The organism is Brumicola blandensis (genome assembly GCF_031846165.1).
In the GTDB taxonomy this organism is placed as follows: domain Bacteria; phylum Pseudomonadota; class Gammaproteobacteria; order Enterobacterales; family Alteromonadaceae; genus Glaciecola; species Glaciecola blandensis.
The window spans coordinates 821408-835500 of record NZ_JAVRIE010000001.1 but is presented as its reverse complement, the minus strand read 5'-3'; the positions used below and the strand labels follow the sequence as shown (position 1 = coordinate 835500).

At 42.2% G+C, this 14093-nt stretch carries 13 protein-coding genes; 9 read left to right on the top strand and 4 right to left on the bottom strand.

Features of this window, described 5'->3' with window-relative positions:
* Positions 1 to 4: 4 nt before the first annotated feature.
* The 4 genes from RM544_RS03630 (at position 5) to RM544_RS03615 (ending at position 3056) form a co-directional block, all read left to right on the top strand.
* On the top strand, positions 5 to 1012 hold the full coding sequence (locus tag RM544_RS03630) for an NADP-dependent oxidoreductase (protein ID WP_311360720.1): 1008 nt from the start codon (positions 5 to 7) through the stop codon (positions 1010 to 1012).
* Entirely contained in the window at positions 1009 to 1776 is a 768-nt protein-coding gene (locus RM544_RS03625; RefSeq protein WP_311360396.1) for an SDR family NAD(P)-dependent oxidoreductase, read from the top strand. The genes RM544_RS03630 and RM544_RS03625 overlap by 4 nt, the downstream gene beginning before the upstream one ends.
* A gap of 72 nt (positions 1777 to 1848) precedes the next feature.
* Positions 1849 to 2610 carry an SDR family oxidoreductase gene (locus RM544_RS03620; RefSeq protein ID WP_311360395.1) on the top strand — a complete coding sequence of 254 codons (762 nt, stop codon included), beginning with the start codon at positions 1849 to 1851 and terminating at the stop codon, positions 2608 to 2610.
* Complete coding sequence (locus RM544_RS03615) at positions 2610 to 3056, top strand: YaiI/YqxD family protein (RefSeq protein ID WP_311360394.1); 447 nt, start codon at positions 2610 to 2612, stop codon at positions 3054 to 3056. Before RM544_RS03620 ends, RM544_RS03615 begins: the two co-directional genes overlap by 1 nt.
* An 89-nt stretch (positions 3057 to 3145) precedes the next feature.
* Here RM544_RS03615 and RM544_RS03610 read toward each other — a convergent pair whose 3' ends face one another.
* Both RM544_RS03610 and RM544_RS03605 read right to left on the bottom strand, forming a co-directional pair.
* On the bottom strand, positions 3146 to 4336 hold the full coding sequence (locus RM544_RS03610; RefSeq protein WP_311360393.1) for an amino acid aminotransferase: 1191 nt from the start codon (positions 4334 to 4336) through the stop codon (positions 3146 to 3148).
* Between the two features lie 154 nt (positions 4337 to 4490).
* Positions 4491 to 5267, bottom strand: coding sequence for an NRDE family protein (locus RM544_RS03605; protein ID WP_311360392.1), 777 nt, complete (start codon positions 5265 to 5267; stop codon positions 4491 to 4493).
* A gap of 153 nt (positions 5268 to 5420) precedes the next feature.
* Here RM544_RS03605 and RM544_RS03600 point away from each other — a divergent pair, with 153 nt between their 5' ends.
* Together RM544_RS03600 and RM544_RS03595 are read left to right on the top strand one after the other, a co-directional pair.
* Positions 5421 to 6668, top strand: a complete 1248-nt coding sequence (locus RM544_RS03600; RefSeq protein WP_311360391.1) for a cystathionine gamma-synthase family protein — start codon at positions 5421 to 5423, stop codon at positions 6666 to 6668.
* A gap of 87 nt (positions 6669 to 6755) precedes the next feature.
* Positions 6756 to 7367: an FMN-dependent NADH-azoreductase gene (locus RM544_RS03595; protein WP_311360390.1), complete on the top strand. Its 612-nt coding sequence runs from the start codon at positions 6756 to 6758 to the stop codon at positions 7365 to 7367.
* 155 nt (positions 7368 to 7522) lie between these two features.
* On the opposite strand, the gene RM544_RS03590 is transcribed toward RM544_RS03595, so the two are convergent.
* Complete coding sequence (locus RM544_RS03590) at positions 7523 to 8068, bottom strand: glutathione peroxidase (protein WP_311360389.1); 546 nt, start codon at positions 8066 to 8068, stop codon at positions 7523 to 7525.
* A 194-nt stretch (positions 8069 to 8262) separates the two neighbouring features.
* Here RM544_RS03590 and RM544_RS03585 point away from each other — a divergent pair, with 194 nt between their 5' ends.
* Positions 8263 to 10761 (top strand): S9 family peptidase, encoded by a 2499-nt coding sequence (locus RM544_RS03585; protein WP_311360388.1) that lies wholly within the window; start codon positions 8263 to 8265, stop codon positions 10759 to 10761.
* A 76-nt stretch (positions 10762 to 10837) separates the two neighbouring features.
* Here RM544_RS03585 and rrtA read toward each other — a convergent pair whose 3' ends face one another.
* The gene (gene rrtA / locus RM544_RS03580; RefSeq protein ID WP_311360719.1) at positions 10838 to 11431 is read right to left on the bottom strand and encodes a rhombosortase; all 594 of its coding nucleotides are present in this window, start codon (positions 11429 to 11431) and stop codon (positions 10838 to 10840) included.
* Positions 11432 to 11556: 125 nt separating this feature from the next.
* On the opposite strand from rrtA, the gene RM544_RS03575 reads away from it, so the two are divergent.
* Both RM544_RS03575 and ggt read left to right on the top strand, forming a co-directional pair.
* Complete coding sequence (locus RM544_RS03575) at positions 11557 to 12312, top strand: enoyl-CoA hydratase-related protein (RefSeq protein WP_311360387.1); 756 nt, start codon at positions 11557 to 11559, stop codon at positions 12310 to 12312.
* A gap of 9 nt (positions 12313 to 12321) precedes the next feature.
* Positions 12322 to 14058, top strand: coding sequence for a gamma-glutamyltransferase (gene ggt / locus RM544_RS03570; protein ID WP_311360386.1), 1737 nt, complete (start codon positions 12322 to 12324; stop codon positions 14056 to 14058).
* Positions 14059 to 14093: the final 35 nt, after the last annotated feature.

Here is a 14093-nt window from a genome sequence, read left to right as displayed (position 1 = left end):
GACGATAACAAACAAACAATGGCAACTGGCACAGCGCCCAATAGGCGCACCTGATGAAAGTACTTGGAAAATGGTTGAGTCTGACCTTCCTGAACTTAAAGAAGGGCAGTTATTAATAAAAGTGTTATACGTTTCACTAGATCCTGCCATGCGTGGTTGGTTAAACGATGCAAAATCATACATTGAGCCGGTTCAAATTGGCGCCGTTATGCGAGCAGGTACCGTTGGTAAAGTGATATCCAGTAAGCATGATAAATTCCAAGAAGGTGACTTTGTGTGTGGCTATCAGGGAGTGCAAGAGTATGCAGTATCTGATGGCAGTATGTTGCACAAGGTTGATGCTAATCTCGCACCATTGTCTTACTATCTAGGTGTGCTGGGTATGCCTGGTATGACAGGTTATTTTGGTTTGCTAAAAACGGGAGAACCCAAAGAAGGCGAAACCGTCGTTGTAAGCGGAGCTGCAGGTGCTGTTGGTGGTTTAGTGGGTCAAATAGCAAGAATCAAAGGTTGTCGCGTAGTTGGCATTGCTGGCGGTAAAGAAAAGTGCGATTTCCTTGTTAATGAGCTTGGCTTTGATGCCGCAGTTGATTATAAATCTGAAAACGTGAAAAAGGCACTCAAAGTGGCCTGTCCAAAAGGCGTGGATGTATTCTTCGACAATGTCGGTGGCGACATTCTTGACGATGTTCTGACTCAAATAAACATGAAAGCAAGGATCGTTATTTGTGGTGCTATAAGTCAATATAATAATACCACCCCAGTAAAAGGCCCTTCTAATTATCTCTCTTTACTTGTTAACCGAGCAAGAATGGAAGGCATTGTTGTTTTCGATAACGTCAGTGAATATCCAAGTGCGATGAAAGATATTGCGGGGTGGATTCAATCAGGTGAGATGAAGGTAAAAGACCATATCATTGAAGGGATAGAAACATTCCCGAACACCTTGATGATGTTATTTAAAGGCGAAAACTTCGGGAAGTTAGTCCTTAAAGTAGGAGATGCAGAATGAATCCAGCAGCAAACGTAGAAAATAAACGCATTCTAATCACAGGTGGTGCATCAGGCATTGGCGCTGAGCTTGCATTATTGCTTGCACAGAGAGGTGCTAAAGTCATGATTGCTGACTTGTCTGCAGAGAACTCTGAAAAAACTAAAAAACAAGCGTCAAACCATGGCACATCGCTATTGACCCACGCAGTAGATGTGTCTGATGCGAAGTCGGTAAAAAACCTGTTTGCTGCTGCCATGCAACAACTGGGTGGCATTGATGTCGTTATTAATAATGCGGGTATTGACCACGATCCAGCGCCGATGCATGAGTTAAGCGATGATGATTTTGATCGAAACATAGCCGTGAATCTTAAAGGTGTGTGGCATTGTATGCGTGCTGCGATTGCGTGTATGGCTCCGAATGGTGGTGGACATGTCATTAATGTAGCATCGGTTGCAGGCTTGCGCTCTTCGCCAATGATTTCTGCCTATTCCGCTGCTAAACATGGTGTCGTGGGGCTAACTAAATCTGCCGCTGTTGAATATGCCAGAGCGAATATTCGTTTTAATGCGGTTTGTCCAAGTTTTGTGGACACACCTATGGTACAAAATACAATGGCGAAACTTGATGAAAGGGGACGTAAGGCACTAGTCAAAGCGAACCCAATGAAGCGACTAGGCAAGCCAGATGAAATTGCAGGTGCAATGGCTTGGATGTGTAGTGATGAAAGTAGCTTTATGACAGGACAAACCATGGTGCTAGATGGTGGAATGCTAGCTTAAAAAGTAGGTGTTTTAGCGCCAAGAGAAGCGTAAACTCGCTAAAGTATATAATTCAGTTTGAAAGGAGTTAACATGAAAGATTTGTTTGATCTAAGCGGCAAGATTGCCATCGTTACTGGGGCTAGTAGAGGCATTGGTGAGTCAATCGCACGTTTATTGGCTGCAAAGGGGGCTCACGTGCTTGTTTCGAGTCGTAAAATCGAAGCTTGCGAAGAAGTTGCACAAAGCATTCGAGATGATGGTGGGAAAGCCACTGCATTCGCTTGTCATGTAGGTGAAATGGCGCAAATAACGGCGCTATTTGATTTCGTAAAATCAGAGTTCGGTAAAGTCGACATCCTAGTGAATAATGCTGCTGCCAATCCGTATTTTGGACATATTCTAGATACTGATCTGGGAGCATATCAGAAAACCGTCGATGTAAACGTGCGTGGATACTTCTTCATGTCAATCGAGGCGGGTAAATTGATGAGAGAGCAGGGATCAGGCGTCATTCTGAATACGGCGTCAGTAAACGGTGTCTCGCCTGGTGATATGCAAGGTATTTATTCAATTACGAAAGCCGCTGTGATCAGTATGACTAAGTCATTTGCAAAGGAATGTGGCAAGTTAAATATTCGAGTAAATGCGTTGCTACCTGGTTTAACTGATACTAAGTTTGCATCGGCGTTGACGACTAATGACTCTATTTTGAAACACGCGCTTAAAGTCATCCCACTGGGTCGTGTCGCTGATCCTGATGAAATGGCTGGTACAGTGCTATATTTAGTGTCTGATGCCTCAAGCTACACTACCGGTGCATGCATAAATGTTGACGGCGGAATGTTAGCCTAATGCATATATGGGTAGATGCAGATGCATGTCCTGGCGTTATACGAGAGGTGCTTGTAAAAGCATCTCAACGCACTTCAATTCCACTGACGTTTGTGGCTAACCAACATATACCAGTACCTCCAAACGCGCATATCACCTCGTTACGAGTGAGCTCTGGTTTCGACGTAGCAGACGATGAGATTGTATTGCGTTGCGAGCCAAATGACTTGGTCATTACCGGAGATATTCCGCTAGCCGCTGAGGTCTTGGAGAAAGGTGGGCAAGCCGTCAATTTCCGCGGTGAGGCTTATGATAATGCGACTATCAAAGCAACCTTAACGATGCGTGATTTTATGGACACTATACGGGCTAGTGGCGAGAGAACTGGTGGGCCCAAAGCGTTTTCACCAAAAGACAAAATGAATTTTGCAAATCAATTGGACCGAATTATCGCGAGTTCAAAGTAAAAAACGCAGTGGTATTTCTACACACTGCGTTTTTTGTTTTCTTAGCAAAGCTTCAGCAAGTGTTCATGCTCGACTTATTGGGGGGCTTTCTAAAGTACTCCCGCAATCGCGGCGGCTAAAGTCTCAACATTTTTGGTATTGATGCCGGCTATATTAACTCGGCTAGAATCTACAAAGTAAACACTGCTCTCAGCGCGCAACTTCTGTACTTGTTCTGGTTTAATACACAAGAAAGAAAACATGCCTTTTTGCTGGTTAATAAAACCAAAATCTTTACTCGCACCTTGTTTAGCTAAGTTATCTACTAATAGTGCTCGCAATTGAATCATGCGCTCTCTCATTTCTGTGACTTCGTCCTGCCATAGAGAGTTTAAGTCGTCATTCGCAAGGATAATATCAACTAGCGCACCACCGTAAGACGGAGGCATAGAGTAGATGCCTCTAGCAACATACTGAATTTGTGACTGAACAATGTTGCGAGTAGCGGAGTCATTACAAATGAGTGCTGCAAGACCGACACGTTCACGATAAAGACCAAAATTCTTGCTGCAAGATGCTGCAATGATGACCTCTGGCACTGACTCAACCATCAGTCTTATACCGTATGCATCTTCTTCTAAACCAACACCAAAGCCTTGATAAGCTACGTCAATGAAAGGCAAAAAACCAACTTTATTAGCTAATTCAGCAACAGCGCGCCATTGCTCATTTGTCAGGTCAGCCCCGGTTGGGTTATGACAACAGCCGTGCAACAGCACCACATCGCCTTTTTTAACTTGGGCCAAACATTCCATCATTTCATCGAATTTGATGCTAGCAGAGCTTTTATCAAAGTAAGGGTAAGTAGCTAGCTCTAGCCCCGCATTTCCGATAAGCGGAATATGGTTAGCCCAAGTAGGGTCACTGACCCAAACTTTAGTGTCAGGGTTACACCGTTTAAGCAGTTCGGCCAAAATCCGAAGTGCGCCGCAACCCCCAGGTGCTTGAACAGCCGCGACGCGGTTTTCTAATATCACTGGGCTTGCTTTACCTAAAATCAAACCTAGCATGCCATCAATAAACCCTTGAACCCCTTGAGGCGTGATATAGACCTTTGATGTTTCAGTTTCCTGCAAAATAGCCTGTGCCTTTGCTACCGCTTTTAATATCGGTGTGTTTCCATCTTCATCTTTGTATACGCCCACACCAAGGTCAATCTTGGCAGGGTTAGTATCTTGTTTAAATGCAGCGGATAGACCCAAGATTGGATCTGGAGCGAGAGCGGGAAGAGTTTCAAACACGAGTGTTCCTTAATAATATTTGGTTATTTACTTAGTTGTGTTTTCTGTGTTGGCAGTTTAATTCAAAGCGTTTTTTTAGTTTTATTTCACACCTTGTTGTGAGTATTTATTATGACAAGGTGTTTGTGCTTCGTTTGTCTCGCTATTATGGCATTTATGAGGACTTAATGTCGAACTCAAAATGCTGGACAGACTCTTGTTCAGCCTGCGGGTTGAAGGTTCTTTCTTCCCATGTAACATGTTTGTCATGGTCAACGAGTAAAACAGTTGACGAACGTGTTCCATAATCATCGCTTTGAATGAAAATAGACGACAGTCTGCGTTCCCACTCGATAGGCACCCCAGTTTTAGGCAAAGCTGCATCATCAGCAGGCGCGTTGTTCTTTAGGAGTTCAAACAAGTGCTCGGTGTCCAAAACATTTGCATGCTGACAATAGCGAGCGAGAGCATCTCTACCCGTGGCTATTTTGGGCCAAGGACTGTTGAGTGATGCATTTGATAGCCCGTAAACACCATCCTCTAAAGGCACTAAAGAATCATCAAAATTATTATAAACATAGAGTTTATTCAGATCACCGAACAATAGATTATAACCATTGTAATTGTGCCTTGATTCACTGAGCACTTCTGCGTATTTTTTTCGTTGTTTAGTTTTACCGTTCAGGTAATTCATCACTAACTCACCGCGCGTTATCGCACTTTCAACTTCGCGACCTGGTGCTCTGATATTAGTTAGGGCCGAAATGCTTCCGTCTCGGTTTATTCCCATCCATGTGCCACCCGCGAGCTCATCCTTTCCTGCTAGAATAGCAGGCCGGTCTTCCCAGTATCGAGAGTTAGTAGTGGGTCTTTGGTGAAATTCATCGCGGTTAGCAGCAATAATAAGTGGGAATTTTGGGTGTTGATTAACCGCAATAAACAAAATACACATGCGTAAAACTGAACCTATTAAATAGAAAATAAACGCCTAGCGATAATCCGCAATTAGCATAAAAAAAGTGAATTTGTTCTAAGGGAGCTACCTAGAACAGGCGCACAACTATGTTATTATCCGAGTCACAAGTCAATACGAGAAACACCATCAGTGAAAAAATTAGCTTTTGAAACCCAATTGGTTCATGCCGACCGACTATTAAACAAGCCACAGTTTGGTGCTGTGCACGAAGCAACGAACAACAGTGTGCTTTTCGAGTTTGAAGATGTGCAAGGTTTGGTTGATGTCTTTCAAGGTAAACAAGCTGGGCATGTGTATTCTCGTAGTTCGAGTTCTTCGGCCGTTTCACTTCAAAATATGCTGAACGCTTTGGATGATGGCGTTGGAGCAGTGGTTTTTGCCACAGGCATGGCTGCAATTAGTGCGTGTTTCTTATCTTTACTAAAAGCGGGTGACCATGTTGTCGTTAGTCAGTATTTGTTCGGCAATACGCGAAGTTTTATGGACAGTATTGAAAACTTTGGTATTGAAGTGAGTTATGCGGACGTGACAGATATTACTGACCTAAAGTCACACATTAAAAAGAATACCCAATTGGTATTTTGTGAAACGATTGCAAACCCGGTGACACAAGTTGCAGATCTCCAAGCCATTGGTGAATTTTGTGATGCCCGCAGCATTCTATTTGCAGTTGATAACACCATGACGCCAAATGTCTTATTTGATGCAAAAGCTGTAGGGGCTTCGCTATTACTCACGTCGTTGACCAAGTACATAGGTGGTCACGGGAATGTGTTGGGCGGAGTGTTAGTGGATAGTGGATTATATGATTGGACTCAGTTTCGCAATATCGCTGATAAATATAAAGTGAGTGATAAAAAACAATGGGGATTAACCCAGATTAAGAAGAAAGGTCTTCGAGACATGGGCGCGACATTGGCACCTCAGTCAGCTCATCAAATCTCTGTCGGCTTAGAAACGCTGACGATGAGAATGCGTAAAACATGTGCAAATGCACAAGGTCTAGCGAAGTATTTAGATTCTCATAGGGGGGTTAATGCGGTCCATTATCCTGGTTTAGAAAATCATCCCCAGCACGAAAGAGCTAAGGCATTGTTCAATCGAGGTTTCGGCGGCATATTATCAATGGAGCTCAATGCAGATATAGATCCACATGTTTTCCTTAACCATTTATCGTTAGTGATCAGTGCTACTCATTTGGGAGATACTCGAACATTAGCACTTCCCGTAGCATCCACTATTTTCTACGAAAATGGCGAAGCCGAGAGAATGAAGATGGGGATCAGCGATAATTTAATTCGTATATCTGTCGGTATAGAGGAGCTAGACGATATTCTTGCCGATTTTGACCAGGCATTTGAAAAAACTGTTCGATAAAATAGGAGTTAAGCTCCTATTTAACGCGATTTTAATTCGTTTATATGGGTATATAATTTGTTTATCTTAGAAGATTGGTAAACAAAAATGAAGAAATTGCTCGTTATTAACTCTAGCCTACAAGGCTCAGAAGGAAACTCATCAAAACTAAGTGCGTCGTTTGTTGATTCACTTGCACAGGTGACATCCATTGATGTCACACACCTAGATTTGAACGCTGAAAACTTGCCGCATTTAACTGCTAATGAAATGGCAGCGTGGCAGACGGCAGAAGCAGAGCGTACGCCACAACAAATCGAACTGGCTAGTTACTCAGAACGTTACATAAATCTAATAAGAGAAGCTGATTACATTGTGATGGGCGTGCCTATGTACAACTTTGATAGTCCATCAGTGCTAAAAGCGTTTTTTGATCGTATCGCCAGAGCGGGCATTACGTTCTCTTACACTGAAAATGGTCCTGTTGGTTTGATGAAAGACAAAAAAGTATTTGTGTTAGCTGCTCGCGGCGGCAAATATGAGGGGACTGCCATGGACACACAAAGCGCATACTTGCGTAACTTTCTCGCATTTTTGGGCATGGATAATATTGAGTTTGCTTATGCTGAAGGTTTAGCAATGGGTGAAGAGTCTGTATCTCAAAGTTTTTCACTATTTAATGAAAAAATATCTGAACTAATTAAAAATTTGGAAGACTAATTAATTACTGATAGCTGAAACGTAGCAAAGCTTGTAGTCAAAGCTTGTAGTCGTAAACTGACGTTTAAGTTAAAAGTGTGTTCCTAGTTGAGTGTGTTTTAGCCCCGCCATAATAGCGGGGCTTTTTTATGTTTGTTATATTTAAGCCCGCAGAATTACATAGCTAATGCAGCTTTGATATCACCTACTAGCTTTTCGTCATCAGGTTTAGTGAATGAGCCATACGAATCTTTCACCTCTCCATTTTTGTCTACCAAATACTTGTAGAAATTCCACTTTGGTGCTGTGCCTGCTTTCTCAGCTAATTTCGCGTAAAGTGGATCCGCATCATCGCCGCGTACAGACATTGTTTCGAACATAGGAAAATTGACACCATACGTTAGTTCGCATAGAGCTGCGGTCTCTTTCTCATCGCTGAATTCTTGATTAAAATCGTTCGAAGGAAAGCCCAATACTACAAAACCCTCATCCTTGTATTCGTTGTATAGCGCCTCTAAACCTTCAAATTGCGGGGTATGGCCACATTTGCTCGCGGTATTAACGAAAAGAATAGTTTTGCCTTTATACGCATCACACATGTTGACAACTTCTTGTGAATTTAATTTGCGTTTTGCGTGTTTCAGTATGTCTGGGCATTGCTCAGCTGACATTGCAACCTGACTAAATGCTAGGGCAAAAATGAGTGTTATCGCTTTTTTCATTTGAACGTTCCTTTAATGTTATTCAAGATGACTAGATTGCTTTTATCAAGGGCACTTAGCGCTTGAAATTTAACCGCTGTAAAGAAATGTTACCTGAATTGTTGCCAATCAGGTTCAGCCTCTACGTAATTTGCAGTAAGATGTTAAGCTCAAGTTAAATATAACGTGATAACCACCTTTAAAGAACACTAATAATGACAAAATATTCAAAAATACTTTATTCGAGTGTAGGTATAGCTTTACTAAGTGCCTGTTCTACTACATCAACAACGCAATCTGCACCAGCATTACAGACAAATGAATATCCAACAAAAACAATGTCTCAGGCGGCAGTTATAGCTGATGGACAACAACAAGTTGAATTAACGTTGAAGCAAATCATGTCTGATCCAGACTGGTTAGGCCGAGAACCTGAAAATGCTTTTTGGTCATCTGACGGTAAGACGTTGGGCTATTACCGGAAGCAAGAGGGAAACCCTATCCGCGACCTTTGGCTAATTGACGATGGAAGCGTTGGAAATGGTCAAAAGGCAGATTTGTCAACTATTCACCAATATGAGTACGATGAATTTATTCAAGATGAGGATTTTCCTTTTGTTGCTTGGATATTTGAAGGTAATATTTTTGTTCAAGACATTAATACAAGCGTAATTAAGCAACTGACGCTCAGTACCGACGGTGCAAGAAACCTGCAGTTCCTAAATGACAACGCTCTTTCTTTTCAAAGAGGGAACAGTTTTTACTCAGTAGAGGTAAATAGTGGACTGCAGGAGCAAGTGCTCAGTTGGCATTTTGCAAAAGAGCAAAAAGCTGTAGAGGCTCCAGAAGATTACATTGCACAAGAGCAAATAAAGCTAATCGATTACGTTCAATTGCAAAGAAGAAATCGACAACTTAGAGCTGATAATGATGCTGCTTTAAAAGCCACGAATAATACTATTATGGCATCTTCATATTACTTTGATCCTGCACATCGCACTGTACTGGCAAGCTTAGCACCGAATGGTAAATGGGCAGTTGTGGTCACGACTGAAAATAAAGCGCAACGTTCAGATAGCGATATCATGCCAGATTACATTGAAGAGAATGGTCGAATAAAAGCGCAAAACGTTAGGCAACGAGTGGCCGATGCAAAACCGATTGTCCACGATGTTTGGCTCATCGATTTAAGTTCAGGCGATAAAACATTACTCGATTATAAAGCGCTACCTGGCTATAACGAAGACGTGTTAGCCGAGGTAAAGCGAGAAAATGCAATAGCAAAGGGAGAAGAGTATCAAGAAAACCGTTTACCTAGAGATATAGGTCTGTTGTTTGATTGGTATGCAACTGAGCCTCCTGTGAAATGGCATGATGACAGTGATAAAGTGGCTATCATGTTAGAGGCATGGGATAACAAAGACCGCTGGATAACAACGGTAGATGTGGATGAAAAAACGCTAGTCACACAGCATAGAATGCACGATGAAGCTTGGGTAAACTATCGATTTAATGAGTTTGGTTGGTTTGATAATCAAGAAACGTTGTATCTTTTGTCAGAAGAATCTGGTTACTCACAGCTTTATGCCAAACCTTTAGAGGGGAACCTCAGAGCCTTGACCCAAGGCAACTTCGTTGTAGATAACGTTACCTTAACGAAGGATGATAAGTACTTTTACTTTAAAGCAAACAAAAAGCATCCAGGAATTTATGAAATATATCGAGTAGGTGCAGATGCTCAAGGCACTGATTCAATTGAGCAATTGACTGATTTGAATGGCATGACAGACTATGTGTTGTCACCAAATGAAAACAAACTATTGCTTACTCATTCAAAATTAGTATCGCCACCTGAACTATACGCTATGGATATTAAAGCCTCGGCTGAACCGGTGAAGCTAACTAGCACAGTCAGCGAAGCATTTAGAAGTATCTCTTGGACCTCACCATCTATTGTCGCTGTACCATCATCACATAGTGACCAGCCGATATACTCCAGAGTATATGCACCGCAGGGCCCACAAGACGATAAAAGTCGAGCGGTTGTGTTTAACCACGGTGCGGGTTACTTACAAAATTCACACCTTGGGTGGTCTGGGTACTTTCGAGAGTTTATGTTCCACAGCTTCCTTGTATCTCAAGGTTATGTTGTCCTAGATATGGATTACAGAGCATCAGCAGGTTACGGTAGAGATTGGCGAACCGCTATTTATCGTCAAATGGGGACGCCAGAAACTCAAGATTTAAAAGATGGTGTTGATTGGTTGGTTGAAAATGCGAATGTTGATCGTTCACGGATAGGCACTTATGGCGGGTCTTATGGTGGATTCATGACCTTTATGGCGCTATTTACAGAACCTGATTTATTCCAAGCGGGTGCTGCCTTGCGACCAGTGTCAGACTGGGCTCATTACAATGACCCTTATACCTCAAATATTCTCAATAGACCTGATGTTGATCCGATTGCATACGAACGTAGCTCACCGATCTACTTTGCTGATGGCTTAACTAAGCCACTGCTGATAAATGCACCAATGGTAGACAACAATGTATTTTTTGTAGATGTCGTTAGGCTGGTACAAATCTTAATTGAGAAAGAAAAGGAAGATTTTGAAACCGCGATTTACCCAGTGGAACCTCATGGTTTTGTTCAACCAAGCTCTTGGTTAGATGAATACCGTCGAATATTTAAATTATTCGAAGAGCATTTATAAAGCCAGCCAAGCTCTTGCTTCCTAGAGCTTAAACCAAAGAAGAAGGACCCTGTTATTGCAATGTAATGTCAGGGTCTTATTTTTTTGATTGGCGATAGATAGCAACAAGGTAGGTCATAACACCGATAACAATGCCAATTCCGGCCCCATATAAGTGACTATCGATAGCAACGTTAGCTTCTATTAAATCGGGCATCAAACTACCAGCGCCATTGATTTGTTCATTACCTACCTTAATGACCAAACCGATGACTAAGAGCCAGCCACTGATCAAACCTTTACTGATGTCTTTAATACAGCCCCATGCAAATACGCCGTGAATGGCACCTGATAGTCCAACATACCAGCTAATTTCTGGCGAAAATAACAAGATTAAAATGGATATTCCGACACACGTTAATAGGAACTTGATAAGGTAATAATATGCGTCGTAATCATCACCATGTAACATCCATAGTAAGAATACACCAAGTAAATTAAACGCTAAATGAACGTAGTTAGTATGCAAGAAATGACCGCTGATTGCTTGATAATAGTTGCCTTGCTCCCACCAAGTGCTTTCTAGTGCAAGGTGCGCCGATGAGTAGGGTTCACATAAAAAAGCGAGGATACTGAGTGCCGCGAGTAACAAGGGGCCAAGATATTGATTAGGCTGAACAGGGAAGGTCATTTTCACTGGTGATAGGTCTATTTTGTAAACACATATTGATGAGATGAATGATAGCTTATCATTACAAAACAACAAAATAAGGATTATTTCTGGTAAATTAAACAGTCACGATTTTAGGATGCCTTATGATCAAAATATCAAGACAAAATAGAATACTCGTCATTCAAATTCATCGACCAGAGAAGAAGAATGCGCTCGTTCCAGACATGTATCGGGATATGGCAAGTGCGCTTGAATCTGTTACAGATAATAATGATAAAGCAGTACTGATAAAAGGTGCGACTAATTGCTTTACCGCGGGTAATGATATTTCGGACTTTGCATCTAATGCAAAACCAGAGGATGTAACTGTTTCTCATCGCTTCATGCTGGCATTGCTGCGTTGTCAGGTACCTGTTGTTGCTCAGGTGCAAGGAATGGCAATTGGCATTGGCACCACTTTATTATTACATTGCGATTTTGTGTATTGCGATGAAAGTGCGAAGTTTGCTATGCCATTTATCAACCTTGGTTTGGTGCCTGAATATGCGTCCTCTTATATCTTGCCACGCATATCAGGGAACCTAGCAGCAGCAGAGCTTCTTATGTTAGGGGAGGCTTTTGGCGCTGAAAAAGCACTCAAATGTGGTATCATCACAGAATGTGTACCTTCTGATGATATCGATGCTCACGTCGAACGCGTGCTCTCAAAGTTAGTTTCTCTGCCAAGTCACGCGATGCAACAAACCAAAGCGTTATTGAGAAATCAAGAAGTGGCGATTACGCAACACATAGAAACCGAGTTAAAAGTCTTCGCTGAAGCGATGGTAAGCGCTCCTGCAAAAGAAGCATTCGCCGCGTTTTTAGAAAAGCGACCAATCAATACTGACATTTACAAATAGGCCTGTTTAATGCGTAAACCCCTCATTTTAGTAACATCTTTTTTCTTTATTTCGTTTATAGCCTCAGCTCAAGTGAGAGAAGACAGAGAGCCTGAAGCGGATACGGGCAAAGCCCAAAAAGCGGCTTTTGAAAGTCAAGAATATATGGTAGTGGCCGCCAATCCGTATGCTTCCTGGGCCGGAAAGAATATTTTAGAAAAGGGCGGCAATGCGATCGACGCAGCAATCGCTGTGCAAGCTATGTTGACCTTAGTTGAGCCACAATCGTCTGGTATTGGCGGTGGCGCTTTTATTCTCTATTGGGATAATGAAAACAAAAAACTTCATACATTCGATGGTCGAGAAACGGCACCTCAGCAAGCTAGCCCCTATATTTTCATAGATGAAGGCAAACCTATGCGTTGGTTAGATGCTGTGGTTGGTGGTAAAGCGGTTGGTGTGCCTGGCGTTTTAAAAGCACTGGATATGGCCCACAAAGAATTTGGTGAGCTAGAGTGGCGTGTATTGTTTGATGATGCCATCACAACAGCTCGTCAAGGATTCACTGTATCGCCTCGCCTTGAAAGGCTTCTATCCTTAGATATTCACCCAGGGTTGAACAACTTTGTTACCACTCAAAATTACTTTAAGCCTAACGGCAATATTATTACCGCAGGCAAGAATAAAAAGAACACCTTATTAGCGAATACCTTGCTGCAAATAGCAGGGAATGGTGTCGACTACTTTTATTCAGGTGAGTTAGCAGAAAAAATTGCCGAAGCAACTAGAGTTGCGACGATTAACCCAGGTTTTATGACAGCAACTGATTTGGGTAACTATGAAGCGAAAAAGCGTGAGCCGATTTGCGGAACATATCGCAATAAAAAAATCTGTGGCATGGCACCGCCAAGTTCTGGCGGTATTACGGTGTATCAGATACTTAAAGCGCTTGAAAAGTATGAATTAGAAAAGTTTGGGGCGCAAAGTACTGAATTTGCCCATCTATTCTCGCAGTCTAGTGCACTTGCCTTCGCTGATAGAAATCAATATATCGCAGACACAGATTTTACTAACTTACCCGCGGTTTCACTTATTAACAGCGCGTATTTGAATCAACGAGCAGAAGGTGTCGATCTAAAACTTCCGTTTTCTAAAGCTGAACCGGGTAAACCTTATATGAATGCCCAAATAGGAAAAGACCATACGGCAGAATTACCAAGTACCAGTCACTTTTCAATTGTCGATAAAAAAGGAAACGCGGTATCGATGACAACCAGCATAGAGTTCATGTTCGGTTCAGGCATTATGGTAGAAGGGTTTCTACTAAATAATCAACTAACCGATTTTTCTCTTGCACCATCAAAAGACGGTAGGCAAGCGCTTAATCGAGTTGAACCCAATAAACGTCCACGCAGTTCGATGTCCCCAACGATGGTATTCGACGAAGATGGAAAGCTCGAACTCATTATTGGTTCACCTGGTGGTAGTCGTATTATTAACTATGTCGCACAAACTATTATCAACGTAGTGGATTTCGATATGGATATCCAAACTGCGATATCCTCGCCGAGGATCACGAATCGTAACGATTATACAGCATTGGAGAAGGGCACCAATTTAGTTGAGCTAGAAGAGTCACTGAAGGAAAAAGGTCACAATGTGCGTATTTTGGACCTGAATAGTGGTCTGCATGGTATTCATATAATCGATGGAAAGCTAGTTGGAGGTGCTGATCCTCGCCGCGAAGGTGTGGCTGTAGGGCGGTAGAGCGAACTACTAGGGAAGTGGGTCCCGTGGGGAAG